The sequence below is a fragment of the Paraburkholderia sp. EG286B genome, from assembly GCF_040965655.1.
Classification (GTDB): Bacteria; Pseudomonadota; Gammaproteobacteria; order Burkholderiales; family Burkholderiaceae; genus Paraburkholderia.
Map to the genome: position 1 here is coordinate 256,455 of NZ_JBFRCF010000004.1, position 14,053 is coordinate 270,507.

The 14,053-nt window shown below is 68.7% G+C and carries 12 protein-coding genes; 6 read left to right on the top strand and 6 right to left on the bottom strand.

What is annotated here, in order from left to right; translation table 11 throughout:
* Positions 1-250: 250 nt before the first annotated feature.
* Together xseA and sodB are read left to right on the top strand one after the other, a co-directional pair.
* Positions 251-1,627, top strand: a complete 1,377-nt coding sequence (xseA, locus tag AB4Y42_RS10090; RefSeq protein ID WP_368694084.1) for an exodeoxyribonuclease VII large subunit — start codon at positions 251-253, stop codon at positions 1,625-1,627.
* Positions 1,628-2,015: 388 nt separating this feature from the next.
* Positions 2,016-2,594, top strand: a complete 579-nt coding sequence (sodB, locus tag AB4Y42_RS10095) for a superoxide dismutase [Fe] (RefSeq protein WP_042266176.1) — start codon at positions 2,016-2,018, stop codon at positions 2,592-2,594.
* 107 nt (positions 2,595-2,701) lie between these two features.
* On the opposite strand, the gene AB4Y42_RS10100 is transcribed toward sodB, so the two are convergent.
* On the bottom strand, positions 2,702-3,277 hold the full coding sequence (locus tag AB4Y42_RS10100) for an isochorismatase family protein (protein ID WP_342921129.1): 576 nt from the start codon (positions 3,275-3,277) through the stop codon (positions 2,702-2,704).
* 63 nt (positions 3,278-3,340) lie between these two features.
* On the opposite strand from AB4Y42_RS10100, the gene AB4Y42_RS10105 reads away from it, so the two are divergent.
* A complete protein-coding gene (locus tag AB4Y42_RS10105) occupies positions 3,341-3,991 on the top strand; it encodes a TetR family transcriptional regulator (protein WP_368687646.1) in 651 nt (216 codons plus the stop codon).
* 25 nt (positions 3,992-4,016) lie between these two features.
* Here AB4Y42_RS10105 and clpP read toward each other — a convergent pair whose 3' ends face one another.
* Positions 4,017-4,661, bottom strand: coding sequence for an ATP-dependent Clp endopeptidase proteolytic subunit ClpP (gene clpP, locus AB4Y42_RS10110; RefSeq protein ID WP_368687647.1), 645 nt, complete (start codon positions 4,659-4,661; stop codon positions 4,017-4,019).
* Between the two features lie 175 nt (positions 4,662-4,836).
* On the opposite strand from clpP, the gene AB4Y42_RS10115 reads away from it, so the two are divergent.
* Positions 4,837-5,949: a sigma-70 family RNA polymerase sigma factor gene (locus AB4Y42_RS10115; RefSeq protein WP_368694085.1), complete on the top strand. Its 1,113-nt coding sequence runs from the start codon at positions 4,837-4,839 to the stop codon at positions 5,947-5,949.
* Between the two features lie 24 nt (positions 5,950-5,973).
* On the opposite strand, the gene AB4Y42_RS10120 is transcribed toward AB4Y42_RS10115, so the two are convergent.
* From AB4Y42_RS10120 to AB4Y42_RS10130, 3 genes are all read right to left on the bottom strand, one after another.
* On the bottom strand, positions 5,974-7,245 hold the full coding sequence (locus AB4Y42_RS10120; RefSeq protein WP_368687649.1) for an EAL domain-containing protein: 1,272 nt from the start codon (positions 7,243-7,245) through the stop codon (positions 5,974-5,976).
* Positions 7,246-7,575: 330 nt separating this feature from the next.
* Positions 7,576-9,051 carry a multidrug transporter subunit MdtD gene (gene mdtD / locus AB4Y42_RS10125; RefSeq protein WP_368687650.1) on the bottom strand — a complete coding sequence of 492 codons (1,476 nt, stop codon included), beginning with the start codon at positions 9,049-9,051 and terminating at the stop codon, positions 7,576-7,578.
* Between the two features lie 98 nt (positions 9,052-9,149).
* Complete coding sequence (locus tag AB4Y42_RS10130; protein WP_368694086.1) at positions 9,150-10,598, bottom strand: PLP-dependent aminotransferase family protein; 1,449 nt, start codon at positions 10,596-10,598, stop codon at positions 9,150-9,152.
* A 225-nt stretch (positions 10,599-10,823) separates the two neighbouring features.
* Here AB4Y42_RS10130 and AB4Y42_RS10135 point away from each other — a divergent pair, with 225 nt between their 5' ends.
* Entirely contained in the window at positions 10,824-11,204 is a 381-nt protein-coding gene (locus AB4Y42_RS10135; protein ID WP_368687652.1) for a DUF2917 domain-containing protein, read from the top strand.
* Positions 11,205-11,218: 14 nt separating this feature from the next.
* Here the strand turns inward: AB4Y42_RS10135 and AB4Y42_RS10140 are convergent, their stop codons facing one another.
* Entirely contained in the window at positions 11,219-12,469 is a 1,251-nt protein-coding gene (locus tag AB4Y42_RS10140) for a citrate synthase family protein (RefSeq protein WP_368694087.1), read from the bottom strand.
* 144 nt (positions 12,470-12,613) lie between these two features.
* Between AB4Y42_RS10140 and AB4Y42_RS10145 the strand changes: the two genes are divergently transcribed.
* Positions 12,614-14,041: a CoA transferase gene (locus AB4Y42_RS10145; protein ID WP_368694088.1), complete on the top strand. Its 1,428-nt coding sequence runs from the start codon at positions 12,614-12,616 to the stop codon at positions 14,039-14,041.
* Positions 14,042-14,053 lie beyond the last annotated feature (12 nt).

Below are 14,053 nucleotides of genomic sequence, written 5' to 3' on the forward strand. Positions count from 1 at the left end.
AAGGCGCAAAGGCCCATTCGTCGGCCTCTCCATCGGCCTGTAAGGATGTGATATCGATAAAAGACGTATAAAAATCAACGGTATGAGCCGTTTTTTCAGCGTTTGCGGGCCAGCCGCGGCCATCATGCCGCATGACAGCGCCGATGTGGACACTTCGCGGGGCTTGCGGGCCGGGTCTCATTCATGCTGGACTACCGCCCCCCGAACGGTCTATCGTCTGTCCGGCCAAGGTTTCTCCACACCCTTACGCATGCTATCCGACCGTTTTTCCGCTTCCTCCGCGCCTTCGGGCGACGTCGTCGTGCCGGTCTCGGCGCTCAACCGGGCGATCGCCTCGATGCTCGAGCGCACGTTCCCGCTGGCATGGATTTCCGGCGAAGTTTCCAACTTTACGCGCGCCGCGAGTGGCCACTGGTACTTCTCGATCAAGGACGCCCAGGCGCAGATTCGCTGCGTGATGTTCCGCGGCCGCGCGCAGTACGCCGAATTCACGCCGCGTGAAGGCGACCGCATCGAAGTGCGCGCGCTCGTCACGATGTACGAGCCGCGCGGCGAACTTCAGCTGAACGTCGAGGCCGTGCGGCGCACCGGCCAGGGCCGCCTCTACGAAGCCTTCCTGCGGCTGAAGGCGCAACTCGAGGCCGAAGGGCTCTTCGACCCGGAGCGCAAACGCCCGCTGCCCCCGCATCCGCGCGCGATCGGCGTGATTACGTCGATGCAGGCCGCCGCGCTGCGCGACGTGCTCACCACGCTGTGCCGCCGCGCGCCGCACGTGCCGGTGATCGTCTATCCCGCGCCGGTGCAGGGCGCGGGCTCGGCAGAAAAGCTCACGGCGATGCTGGCGACCGCGAATGCGCGCAACGAGGTGGACGTGCTCGTGCTGTGCCGCGGCGGCGGCTCGATCGAGGACCTGTGGTCGTTCAACGACGAGGCGCTTGCCCGTGCGATCGCGGCCAGCGCCATTCCGGTGGTGAGCGGCGTGGGCCACGAAACCGATTTCACGATCGCCGATTTCGCCGCCGACGTGCGCGCGCCGACGCCCACTGGCGCGGCCGAACTCGTCAGTCCGCAGCGCACGCTGCTGCTGCGCGACCTCGACCAGCGCCATGCCTCACTGGCCCGCGATTTCGGCCGTCTGCTCGAGCGACGCGCGCAGCAACTCGACTGGCTGGCGCGCCGGCTCGTTTCGCCCGTCGAACGGCTTGCGCAGCAGCGCACCCACTTGCGCCAGTTGACGATACGGCTCGCCTCGGCGGGTTCGCGTGCCAGCGCCGAGGCGCGTGCGCGCCTGAACGTCATGCAGATGCGCTGGCAGCGCGCGCGGCCCGACGCCGCCGCGCAGCGCGCCCGGCTGGAGTCGCTCGGCCGGCGTCTGGACGGCGCCTTCGCGCGCCAGCGCGAGCGCGAAGCGGCGCGCGTTTCGGAACTCACGGCGCGGCTCGAAGTGCTGAGCCCGCAGCGCACGTTCGAGCGCGGCTACGCGGCGCTGCTCGACGCGCAAAGCGGCGCGGCCGTGCGCTCGCCCGCCACGCTCAAACCGGGCAAGCGCCTCACCGTGCATCTCGCCCAAGGCAGCGCCGACGTCGCGCTCGCCGATGTCCAGCCGCGCCTCGCCGACGGTTTCTGACCCGGGTTCGCGGGCGGCCTGTCGGGCCCGTTGCTTGCTGCTCAGCGAGGCACCGGCGCCATCGCCCGATCGCTTCGCCTCGACGAACAATCGTGGCGGCGAACGATTGTTGCAGTCTCGTTGCAGGAAGTTTGCACGCCGGTTGCGCGGAGATTGCAACGCGATTGCAGCCGTCCTGCCTGCGTGCAAATCCGGCATGGAAAGCGTTGTTGGATCGGCGAAAAACCGCATCGCGGTTGATGCGGAAAAGCCCCGCGCAAACGATATCCGGCATAAAGGCCGCTCGTTTGCGGGGTTATTCCAACTCGCCTACAATCGAGTGCTCCATGCCGGCGAATTTGTAGAACTTCACGCAGAACTCCCCATAACACGACGAAGGAACCGCATCATGTCATTTACGCTCCCGCCGCTGCCGTTCGCGAAGAACGCCCTCGCTCCGCACATGTCGGAAGAGACGCTCGAGTTCCACTACGGCAAGCACCACCAGGCTTACGTCACGAATCTGAACAACCTGATTCCGGGCACCGAGTTCGAAAAGCTCTCGCTCGAAGAGATCGTCAAGAAGTCGTCGGGTGGCGTGTTCAACAACTCGGCGCAGATCTGGAATCACACGTTCTTCTGGAACAGCCTCTCGCCGCAAGGCGGCGGCGCACCGTCGGGCGCGCTCGGCGACGCGATCAACGCGAAGTGGGGCTCCTACGACGCGTTCAAGGAAGCCTTCACGAAGGCTGCCGTGGGCAACTTCGGTTCGGGCTGGACTTGGCTCGTGAAGAAGGCTGACGGCTCGCTCGACATCGTGTCGACCAGCAACGCCGCCACGCCGCTCACGACCGACGCGAAGGCGCTCCTCACGATCGACGTGTGGGAACACGCTTACTACATCGACTACCGCAACGCGCGTCCGAAGTTCGTCGAAGCGTTCTGGAACATCGTGAACTGGAACTTCGCAGCACAGAACTTCGCGTAATACGAAGCCCTGCTGAATGCGCCGCACTGGCTGCGGCACATGCAAAAAGCCCTCGATGCGAATCGAGGGCTTTTTTGTTTTGAGCGAAGCGTTTTACACAAACGGATTTACACAAACGCGGCGATGGTTTCCTGCGTCGAGCGCACGTGGCCCATATGGCGGAACAGCTTCTCGAACGAGAAGTGATGCATCTCTTCGTTCAGACCCGAGGTGGCGTCTTCGACGAACACGAGCTTGAAGCCGAGATCGAACGCCGCGCGCGCGGTGGATTCGACGCCGAAGTTCGTGGCGATGCCGCCGATGACGATAGTGTCGATGCCGCGGCGGCGCAGCTGCTGCTCGAGGTTGGTGCCGTAGAACGCGCCCCATTGGCGCTTCGCGACGATCACGTCCTCGGGTTGTGCGCCGATTCCGGGCACGAGTTCGGAGGCTTCGGCTGGTGCGGGCGGGGTGTCGGGCGTGCGGCCGGGCGCGTCGGCGGGCAGCGCGAGCAGTTCGTTCAGGAGCACGTGCACCCAGACGACGGTGCCGCCCTTGGCGCGCAGCGCGTCGGCGAGCGGTTTGGCGTTGGCCACGACCTGCGCGCCGCTATAGGGCGCGATCTGGCGGCCTACGATGCCGTGCTGAAGGTCGATCATCACGAGCGCCGTGGTGCGCGCGTTCAGTGAAAGTGCTTGCGTCATGGTTCACCTATATGTGAGGATGGCTTCACATAATCATACACGAATGTGAGGGAGGCTTCAGATATGGCGGCAGATCCGCTCGCGCGCAAGGAGGCGCAAAAGGAAGCGGCACGCGAAAACGCCCGGCGCGTGCCGCGCCAGGAACGCGCGGCGCGCACGGTCGACGCGCTGCTCGAGGCCGCGGGCGAGGCCTTCGCCGAGCGCGGCTTCGAAGCGGCGACGATGACGCAGATCGCGCAGCAGGCGGGCGTCTCGGTGGGCGCGGCGTACCAGTATTTTCCGAACAAGGAGGCACTGGCTCTCGCACTGCGCAAGCGCTACGGCGACGAAATGGACGCGCGCTGGAGCGCGCTCATCGCCGCGCACGACGATGCAGGCAAGCTGCCGCTCGCGCAGCTAGTCGAGCGTCTGTTCGACCTGATGGTCGATCTGATGCACGACTATCCCGCCTATTTGCCCCTGCTTTCCGTGCCGCTCGGCTTCAAGCGCGATGCGGCCGTGCGCAATCTGCTGCGCCAGCGGTTCACGGCGCTCTTCCTGCGTTATCAGCCGGCGCTTGCGTCCGATGAGGCCTATCGCGTGGCCGAAGTCATGCTGCAGGTCATCAAGAGCCTCAACCCACTATACGCCGCGGCGAAACCGAAAGAGCGCAAGCTGCTGGTCGCCGAGTACAAGGGCGTGCTGGCGGCGTGGCTCGCCGTGCGGCTCGCGTGAGCCCGCGAGCCGCGGACACCGCGCCCTAGCGCAGTAACGGGTCGTCGCGCGACTCGATCACGCGGTCGATCAAGCCGTACTCGGCGGCCGCGTGGGCCGACATGAAGTTGTCGCGGTCGCTGTCGTGCGCGATCTGCTCGATGCCGCGTCCGGTGCGCGCGGCGAGCATCGCGTTCAGGCGCTCGCGCAGGTACAGGATCTCGCGTGCCTGCAGCTCGACATCGGCGGCGGTGCCCTGGCCGCCCCCCGAAGGTTGATGGATCATGATGCGTGCGTTCGGTAGTGCGAAGCGTTTTCCCTTGGCACCCGCGGCGAGCAAGAACGATCCCATGCTGGCGGCGAATCCCGTGCACAGCGTCGAGACATCGGGCTTGATGAACTGCATCGTGTCGTAAATGGCGAGTCCGTCGTAGACCGAACCGCCCGGCGAGTTGATATAGAGGCTGATGTCCTTGTCCGCGTTTTCCGCTTCCAGAAAGAGCAGTTGCGCGACCACGAGGCTCGCGCTCTGTTCGGTCACCGGCCCGACGAGGAACACGATGCGCTCGCGCAGGAGGCGCGAGTAGATGTCGTAGGCGCGCTCGCCGCGCCCCGAGGTTTCGATCACGGTCGGGACGAGATTGAGCGCGCTCGGCGGCAATGCTGCATGATTCAGTGCAAGGGATGGCATGACTGGCCTCGTGGTTTTTCCGTTGACGGCGCGATTGCGCCGCTGCTGTCATGACGCACGGCGCGCCTCGCGCGTGACGAAAATATTTTTGCGTGGGGCTGTCACGCCGGCCGCGTGCCGGACGTCATGAGGGAAACGGGCGGCAGCGAGCACGCATGGCGAAGGAGCGAAGCGAATGACGCAGGCGATCGACACAATCGAAGGAACGAGTCTGGAGGGCGCTGGGCGCAATGAGGCTGCGACCCCAGTGAGCGACGAAGCCGGGCCTGGCGCAGCAGCGTGGACCGACGCGCGCCGCGCCGCCGCCTTCGGCGAGGCGCGCGGGCGGCTCATTGCGCTGGCCGCACGCGTGCTGGGCAGCCGTGCGGAGGCCGAGGATGTCGTGCAGGACGCGTGGTTTCGCTGGCGCGACGCCGACGCGCAAGCCTTGCGCGCACCGCGGGCGTGGCTCGCCACGGTCACCGTGCGCCTCGCGATCGACCGGCTGCGGCGCCTGCGTCGCGAGCATGCAGGCGAACACGAGGCCGCGTGGCTCGACGACGCGGCGCCTTCGGCGGAAGAGGCGGGCTTGCGTACGCGGCGCTTCTCGGACGCGCTGCTGCTCCTGCTCGAAAGGCTGGGACCCCTCGAGCAGGCGGTGTTCGTGCTGCGTGAGGCCTTCGACTGCGACTACGCGCAGATCGGCGCGCTCACCGGGTGCACGAACGAGCATTGCCGGCAGATCGTGCGGCGTGCCCGCGTTCGACTCGCCCGCGAGGCCGCGCCGCAGGCGGCGCTGGCCGACAAGGTGCAGCACGCGCGCACGGTCGAGCGTCTGCGCGACGTGCTGCATGCACAGGATCGCGTGGGATTGATGGACTTGCTGGGAGTGACGGCAAACGCGCTGGTCGCGGCGAGCGTGGCGGAGGCGGCTCACGGCGAGTCCCGGCAAGAAGCGCCCGCCGCGCATGTTCTGCGTGCCGAGGCGCTAGCGCTGGACGGCGAGCCCGGCGTGGCGCTCGTCGCGCAGGACGGCGCGCTCGCCGCCTGGCTGCATGTGCGCGACGACCGCGACGGGCTGCCCGAGCCGGTGGTTTGTGTCGCGGCGCTGGAAGAGGGGAGCGCGGGGCCGGCCAACCGGCTTCAGGCAGCCAACCGGGCTTTCGGCGGCGAGGCGGTGCGCAGGATGCTGGCCCGGCTCGCCTCGAGCGACGGCGCGGCGTGCGTGTCTACGCTTACCGTCAGCGCTCGCGCGTCCGCCACGCACGACTGCGCGACGCTGCACACGCAGCCGCTCGTCTTCGCGTGAGCCCGGCCTCGGCCTGAACGCGCGCTAGCCGCGCAAGGCGGCGTCCCAGTTGATATCGACGCACAGCACCTGCACGCCGTGCTCCGTCTGCACGGCGACCGAGGCCGTGACGCACAGGTGCGCCTCGTTGATCGACAGATAGGGCGGCGTGAACTGCACGCGGCCCGGCGCCTTCATGGCACCGATGAAGTAAGGCCGCCGTTCCCAGCTTGCGCCCTCGGAATGCAGCAGCGGCCGGAAGCGCTTGGCGCGCTGCGACGTGCGGCCGTCGGGCAGCACGTTGTCGCCGATCTGGCGGCCCGACGCGTCGAGCAGGAAGCAGCGCGCCGTGTCGTCGAGGCCGAGCAGCGGCAGCGTGGCGTCGTTCATGTTCGCGCCCTCGGCAAGCTGCTTCGCCGCCGCTTCGATGGCGCTCACGTACGGCGCGAGACGCGCCGACTGCGAACGCTCGCGCGCGGCCACGCGCTCGCGCAGGCGCGCCGAAAGATCGTCCATGAGCTGCGCGGCCCTGGCCGGCGGCACCGGCTCGACGTCGGGCCGCGCGAAATACGCGCCCTGCACGAAGTCGGCGTTGCTCTCCAGCGCGATCAGCGCGTCGCGCTCGGTCGAAAGTCCGCCCACGAGCACGAGCTGACCCGACTCGTGCAGCATCGAGACGAGCCCCGGCAGCACGCGCTCAATATGCGCGTGGCGGCTCGCCTGGGCGAGCAGGCTGCGGTCGAGCGTAACGATGTCGGGCCGCAGCTGCCAGACGCGGTCGATGTTCGAATGCTTCGCGCCGAAGCCATCCAGCGCGATCACGAAGCCCGCCTTGCGCAATCCGTCGATGATTTCCGCGAAGCGCGAATTCTCGCCGCCCGCCTGCTCCGACACTTCCAGCACCACCCGCTGCGGCTGCAGGCCGAGCGCCTTGAGGCCGGCGAGCAGCGCGTCGCCGTAGCTCGTATCCATGAGCGCGGCCGGGTGCAGGCTCAGAAAGAGCCATTCGTCATGCGAATCGAACGCGTTGAAATTGCCCAGATGCAGCGATTCCGCGAGGCGCCCCAGCTCGAGCAGGTCGCCGCGGCGCGCCGCCTGCGTGAACACTTCCTGCGAGGGCGCCTGCTGGCCCTGCTCGTCGTGTGCGCGCAGCGACGCGTGATAGCCGATCGCGCGCCGGTGCGCGACCGAAAACACGGGCTGGAACACGCTGAAGACGGTGTAGCCGCCGTACAGCACGGTGCGGCGGGCACCTTCTTCGCCGGCGATGGGGCGAGACTGGAAGCCGGGGGGATCGAGGTCGATCATGCTGGTCATTTCGTTTCGATGGCGCGCGGGACGGACGTGACGGGCGGGACGCGTGAGCGTCAAGTTTACAGGATAGGGCAGCAAAAAGTATGCGAGTGCCTGGTCCCGTGGCCATAGGCCCGTGCGATGGGGCACGCGCCATTTCGGGATGGTGTGCGGGTTGGTGCGCGAATCCGGCGCGAACCCGGGCGGCGCACGGCCACGAGGCGTGCCGCACCTTTGCGGTGCGCGCGCCCTCGGCGAAGATGCGACCGCAACGACCGCAACGACCGCAACGACCGCAACGACCGCAACGACCGCAACGACCGCAACGACCGCAACGACCGCGGCCCCGGCTTGTCAGGTCCGCTCGGACGGATCGGTCTTCTTCGCGGTGCGGCGCAGGTCCGGCGAGAGCTGCGCGAAGATCCACGACGAACCCGCCGTGATGATGCCCACGCAAATGAAGGTCGCGTGGAACGCCGGAATCACGTTCTCGCCCGTCTTGTGGCCCATGATGCCCGTGAAGGTGGTGAGCAGCGCGCCCGCGACGGTCACGCCAAGGCTCATCGAGAGCATTTGCACGAGCGAGAAGAGGCTGTTGCCGCTGCTCGCGCCGCCGGTGCCGAGGTCCTTGAGCGTGAGCGTGTTCATCGCCGTGAACTGCATCGAGTTCACGGCGCCGAAGATCGCCAGTTGCGCGATGCGCATCCACAGCGGCTCGTGGGGCGTGGAAAGCGCGAAGCTCGCCATCATGAGGCCCACGAGCACCGTGTTCGAGACCAGTACGCTGCGGTAGCCGTAGCGCATGATGAGATACGTCACGAGGCGCTTCGAGAACATGCCCGCGGCCGCGGTGGGCAGCATCATGAGGCCGGCCTGGAAGGCCGTGTAGCCGAGCGCCACCTGGAGCAGCAGCGGAATCAGATACGGCATCGCGCCGCTGCCGATGCGCGCGAACAGGTTGCCGAGCAGGCCCACGCTGAAGGTGTGGATCTTGAAGAGATCGAGCGAGAAGATCGGCTGTGGCGTGCGCACCGCGTGCAGACCGTAGGCCACGAACGCGGCGAGCGAAAGGATGAAGAGCACGAGCACGGTGGCGTGCTGGATGCCGAACTCGCTGCGCCCGTCGAGCGCGAACGAAATCGCGAGCATGCCGATTACGAGCAGCAGGTAGCCCGGCAGGTCGAAGCGCGGCGTATCGGGGTTGCGGCTGTCGGGCATGAAGATGAAGGTGGCGACGCAGCCCACCACGCCCACCGGCACGTTGATGAGAAAGATCCAGTGCCACGAGGCGATCTGCACGAGCCAGCCGCCGAGCGTCGGGCCGATGAGCGGGCCGATCAGCCCCGGAATCGCCACGAACGAGAGCGCGGGCAGATAGCGTTCGGCGGGAAACGTGCGCAGCACGGCAAGCCGGCCGACCGGCAGCAGCATCGCGCCGCCCACGCCTTGCGCGATGCGCGAGACCACGAGCTGGTTCAGCGTATGCGCGCTCGCGCACAGGAGCGAGCCGACCGTGAACACGAAAATCGCGCCGAGGAACACACGCCGTGTGCCGAGCTTGTCCGCGAGCCAGCCCGATACGGGGATCATCACCGCCATCGTGAGCGAATACGCGATCACGACTGATTGCATGCGCAACGGTAGTTCGCCGAGGCTCCTCGCCATCGCCGGCAACGCCGTGTTGACGATGGTCGAATCGAGGGTCTGCATGAAGAAGCCGGTGGCGACGAGCCACAGCATCACGGACAACGAGCGGGGCGACGGGGCGGTGCTGGACGCAGCGGTGGATTCGGACATGGGCGAGGACTGGGGCGCGCAGGCAAGCGCCATTGTAGGGAAAACGGCGTGCCCACGCAGACGGACGGCCCCGCTGCCGCAAATGTGGCGCAGGCGGCGTGAGCGCCGGGGGCGACCCGCGCCTTGCGCGTCTATCCGTCGAGGCGCGCGGCCGCCGCGAAGAAGGCCTGGGCGCGCGGGTCGAGCGTGAGCGCCACGTTGATGCGAATCCACGGGCTCGGCTCGCCTTGCGGGCGGAAGTGGCTGCCCGGCGAGACCGCCACGCCGAGCGGCTCGCCGCAGGCGGCGAGGCGGGTGGAATCCTCCACGTGCGGCACGCGCGCCCAGACGAACTTGCCGCCCGTTTGCGCATAGCCGCGCGCCGCGCTCGCCGCGGTGGCCGACGCCGCGCTGCCGAACAGCTCCCACCCATGCGCTTCGAGTGTGCGCGTGGCCGACCCTTGCGCCTCGGCGATGCGCCGGCGCAGCCGTTCGAGGTATTTGCGGTACGCGCCGCGCTCGAGCAGCGTGGCGGCCACGGCCTGCGAGAAGCGCGAGCCGCTGATGCTGGTGAGCGCCTTGATGGACGCGAGATCGCGCACGATCGCCGGGTTGGCGACCACGTAGCCCACGCGCAGCGCCGAGGAGAGCGTCTTCGAAAGCCCGCCTACATAGACGACGTGCTCGAACTGGTCGAGCGCCGCGAGCCGGTCGGTGGGGTCGGCCTGGAAATCGGCGTAGATGTCGTCCTCGACGATCGTGAAGCGGTGCTCGCGCGCGAGTTGCAGCAGGCGGAACGCGACAGGCGGCGAGATCGTCGAGCCGGTCGGGTTGTGGAACACGGTGTTGACGAAGAACGCGCGCGGATGGTGCTCGGCGAGCATCGCGTGCAAATGGTCGAGATCGGGCCCGCTTGCCGTGCGGCGGATGCCCACGAGGCGCACGCCGTGCAGCTTGAGCAGACCGTACAGGTTGTAGTAGCCGGGATCTTCGACGAATACCGTGTCGCCGGGCTTGAGCATGTAGCGCATGAGCAGGTCGAGGCCTTCGCTCGCGCCTTCAGTGATGAGGATCTGCTGCGTCCCGGCGACGATGCCAAGCGGCGCGAGCCGGTTGCACAGATGCTCGCGCAGCGTGGCGTCGCCCGTTGGCGTGCCGTAGTCGACGAGGCTCGCCGGGTCGCTGCGCGACACATGGCGGATCGCCTGACCGAGCGCGTCGATGTCGCGCCACGCCTGCGGGATCGAGCCGCTGTCGAGCTGCAGCAGCTCGCCCGCGCGTTCGAGCTGGCTGAGCAGGTGGCCCGATTCGTCGGCGGCGTTCGAGAGGTCGCAGGTACCCATGCCGGAGAGTCCCGCGCGCGCGTGCTCGCTCACGTAGAAGCCCGAGCCGTGGCGCGAGTCGAGATAGCCGAGCGAGACGAGCCGGTCATAGGCCTCGATCACCGGAAAGCGGCTGATGGCGTAATCGGTGGCGAACTGGCGGATCGACGGCAGGCGCGAGCCCGGGTGCGCCGCGCGCGAGCGGATCCACGTCTGCACGCCGCTGACGATTTGTTCGGTGAGCGGCACGTCGCTCGCGCGGTCGAGTTCGAGTTTCATCTGGGTCTCGCTGGGTAGGGCGCTTCAGGCTGCGGTTTGAAACGGCAGTGACTGTTCGGTTTTTTGGCTGCACAGTTCCAGATGAACTGTTCGGAACTGTACATGGGATCGTCCGTCACTGATCGCAATAATGCTCCTACCGGGAAGGCGCTTCAAGTCCTTGTCAGCCAGCCTTCCGGTGGCCGTCCGAGGGGACTCGGCGGCCAGTCTGCAAGGAGCACGGCAATGCGCGAAATCCGAATCTTCGAACTGGAACACGGCGAGCCCGTCGAAACCTGGCGGCTCGCGCAGGCAATGCAATTGCATGTAAGCGAAGGCGAACTCTGGCTCACGATCGCGGGCGACGCCGGCGACTACTGGCTGCGCGCCGGCGAGTCGATCGGGCTCGCCGCGGGCGTGTGCGTGCACGTGAGCGCGGGCCACGAAGGGGCGCGTTTCGTGCTGGCGCTGGGCGGCGCAAGCGCCGCTGCGCCAGCGTGGACGGTGGCGCCGGTCGACGTGGAACGCGTGCGCGCGGCAGGGGCGAGCGGCGTGGCGGCGCGCATCGGCGAGACGTTGCGCGGCTGGGTGCAGCGCGGGCAGTGGGGTGTGCGGGCGGCGGGTTGAACTAGCGGCGCGTGTTACGCGATGTGCGGCACGGCATGCCTCGTTTCGCCCTCCATTTCCCCTACGTACCTTGCGCGCGGACGGATCAGCCGGCCATCGGCGGTCTGTTCGAGCGCATGCGCGATCCAGCCCGTCACGCGGCCGGCGGCGAACAGCGTAAATGCCGCGCCGCGCGGCAGCCCCAGCACGCGCTCGATGGCCGCGAGCGCGTAGTCGAGCGTCGGGCGCGCGCCGCTCGTCTCGGCCACGGCCTGGGCGAGCGCGTCGACTTCGTCCATCGGCGAGCGCGCCGGCGCGCGCTGTGCGAGCAGGTCCAGCAACAGGCGCGCGCGCGGGTCGCCAGCGGGATAGAGCGGGTGGCCGAAACCGGACAGCGGCACGGCCGCGCCGAGTTCGTCGGGCGCGAGACGGTCGGCGAGATAGCGATGCAGATCGTCGGCGCGCGCGGCTTCGTCGAAGAGCGCGGCGACGCGCGTGGTCTCGCCGCCGTGGCGCGGCCCGGCCAGGGCGGCCAGGCCGCCCGTCGCCGCGCCGAACAGATGCGTACCCGTGGAGGTGATGCAGCGCACCGTGAACGTCGAGGCGTTCAGCTCGTGGTCGGCGCACAGGACGAGCGCGGCGCGCAGCAGGTCGGTTTGCGCGCGCGAGCGCACGCCCCATGCCTCGCCTAGCTGACGGTGCAGCGGCTCGTTCGACGGCGCCGCGGAAACGAGCGCCGCCGCGAGCAGGCGCATGAGCATCGCACCGGTGTCGATTTGCGCGTCGCGGCCCTGCGCCCAGATGCGCGGCATTTGCGCGGCGGCGGCCGGCAACAGAACGAGCGCGCGCTCCAGCGGCGTGTGCCCGCTCCAGATCTTCAGCCATGCCGACCATTGCGCGGCCGCGATGGGCGCCTCGGGCGCCTGCAGCACGCGGCGCGGCGCGCATTGCCACAGCAGCGCCGCGACCTCCTCGAGCGAGGCCTGACGCGCGAGCGCGATGGCGTCCTCGCCGCGATAAAAGAGCTTGCCGTCGGCGATCAGCGTGATCGACGATTCGAGCACGGGCACGCCCCAGTCGAGCACCTTCTGCGCGACCTTGCCCGCGCGCTTGCCGTCGGCCTTGCGGCGCGCGAGGCGGCGCACCTCGGCGGCGTCGTAGCGGTTGTGGCGGCCATGAGGCGAAGGCGCCGAGGCGATGAGTCCGCGGCTCACATAGGCGTAGAGCGTGGCGCGGCTGATGCCGAGTTCGGCGGCGGCTTGCTCCGCGGTCATATAGCTGGACATGGTGGCTCGCCTCCCGGAACCGGAGAAATCAATCTATGTTGATCATGATAATCAAGATTGATCCGGGATTCGAGTGGCGCGACGATGCGTGACATCACTTCGGCTCGCTTTCTCCCCGCTTCCCTCGCAAAAGGACTGCACGCCATGACGCCACGCGACGCGCTCGAACACCTCTGGATGTTGGCGGGCTGCGACCCTTCCGCTCTCGACTGGCTCGACGTCGAAGGCGTCGATCCGGGCCTGCCCTCGATCTTTCGCGTGGGCACGCTCGCGGCGGCGAGCATCGGCGCGGCGGGGCTCGCCGCCGCGCAACTGCACGCGCTGCGCACGGGCCGGACGCAGCGCGTGGCGATCGACGTGCGCCGCGCGCTCGCCGCGTTTCGCAGCGAGCGCCATTTGAGCGTGGACGGCCAGCCGCCCACGGAGCTGCGTCATCCGGTGACGGGTCACTTCCCGACCGGCGACGGTCGCTGGGTCCAGCTGCACGCGAACTTTCCGCATCACCTTGCGGGCATCCTGCGCGTGCTCGAATGCGCGGACGAGCGCGACGCCGTGGCGCGCGCGATCCTTGGCTGGGAAGGCGCGGCGCTCGACGACGCGCTCGCGCAAGCGGGCCTGTGCGCCGCGCTCGTGCGCGCGCCGCGCGAATGGGCCGCGCACGAGCAGGCGAAGGCGGTGGCGAGCCTGCCGCTGTTCGAGATCGAGCGCATTGGCGACGCGCCCGCCGAGGCGCCGCGGGCGGGCGCCGGCGCGCGTCCTCTGGAAGGCGTGCGCGTGCTCGACCTCACGCGCATCATCGCGGGGCCGGTGGCGGGGCGCACGCTCGGTCAACACGGCGCGGACGTGCTGCTCATCAACGGCGCGCATCTGCCGAACATCGCGCCGCTCGTGATCGACAACGGCCGCAGCAAGCGCTCCGCCACGCTCGACCTGCGCGACGCAGCCGCGTGCGAGCAGTTGCGCGCACTCGCACGCGATGCCGACGTGTTCGTGCAAGGCTACCGGCCAGGTGCGCTCGCCGCGCGCGGCTTCGCGCCCGAGGCGCTTGCGCAGGTGCGGCCCGGCATCGTGTGCGTGTCGATCAGTGCGTATGGGCATCGTGGGCCGTGGCGCGAGCGGCGCGGCTTCGACAGCCTCGTGCAGTCGGCGAGCGGCATCGTGTGGGCCGAGAGCGTCGTCGCAGCGAGGCACGGCAGCGCCGCAGCAGGCGCGCCGCCGTTCACTACGGCTCGCCCGCTGCCGTGCCAGGCGCTCGATCACGCCACGGGCTATCTGGCCGCGTTCGGCGCGATGGTCGCGCTCGCGCGGCGCATGCGCGAAGGCGGCAGCTGGCACGTGCGCCTGTCGCTCGCGCAAACGGGCCGCTGGCTGCAGACGATGGGCACGCTCGAAGACGGCCAGCAGGCGCCCGAGGTGGGCGCCGCCGATCTCGCCGATTGTCTGGAGGAAATGGCTTCGCCGTTCGGGCGCGTGCGCGCAGTGGCGCCCGCCGAGCGGCTCGAATTCACGCCGGCGTTTCATGCGCGGCCGCCGGTGCCGATCGGCAGCGATGCGCCGGCATGGAACGACTAGACGACACCGCGT

Coding starts and splice junctions, on each gene's coding strand:
- xseA (WP_368694084.1), top strand. CDS start 251: ATGCTATCCGACCGTTTTTCCGCTTCCTCCGCGCCTTCGGGCGACGTC.
- sodB (WP_042266176.1), top strand. CDS start 2,016: ATGTCATTTACGCTCCCGCCGCTGCCGTTCGCGAAGAACGCCCTCGCT.
- AB4Y42_RS10100 (WP_342921129.1), bottom strand. CDS start 3,277: ATGACGCAAGCACTTTCACTGAACGCGCGCACCACGGCGCTCGTGATG.
- AB4Y42_RS10105 (WP_368687646.1), top strand. CDS start 3,341: ATGGCGGCAGATCCGCTCGCGCGCAAGGAGGCGCAAAAGGAAGCGGCA.
- clpP (WP_368687647.1), bottom strand. CDS start 4,661: ATGCCATCCCTTGCACTGAATCATGCAGCATTGCCGCCGAGCGCGCTC.
- AB4Y42_RS10115 (WP_368694085.1), top strand. CDS start 4,837: ATGACGCAGGCGATCGACACAATCGAAGGAACGAGTCTGGAGGGCGCT.
- AB4Y42_RS10120 (WP_368687649.1), bottom strand. CDS start 7,245: ATGACCAGCATGATCGACCTCGATCCCCCCGGCTTCCAGTCTCGCCCC.
- mdtD (WP_368687650.1), bottom strand. CDS start 9,051: ATGGCGCTTGCCTGCGCGCCCCAGTCCTCGCCCATGTCCGAATCCACC.
- AB4Y42_RS10130 (WP_368694086.1), bottom strand. CDS start 10,598: ATGAAACTCGAACTCGACCGCGCGAGCGACGTGCCGCTCACCGAACAA.
- AB4Y42_RS10135 (WP_368687652.1), top strand. CDS start 10,824: ATGCGCGAAATCCGAATCTTCGAACTGGAACACGGCGAGCCCGTCGAA.
- AB4Y42_RS10140 (WP_368694087.1), bottom strand. CDS start 12,469: ATGTCCAGCTATATGACCGCGGAGCAAGCCGCCGCCGAACTCGGCATC.
- AB4Y42_RS10145 (WP_368694088.1), top strand. CDS start 12,614: ATGACGCCACGCGACGCGCTCGAACACCTCTGGATGTTGGCGGGCTGC.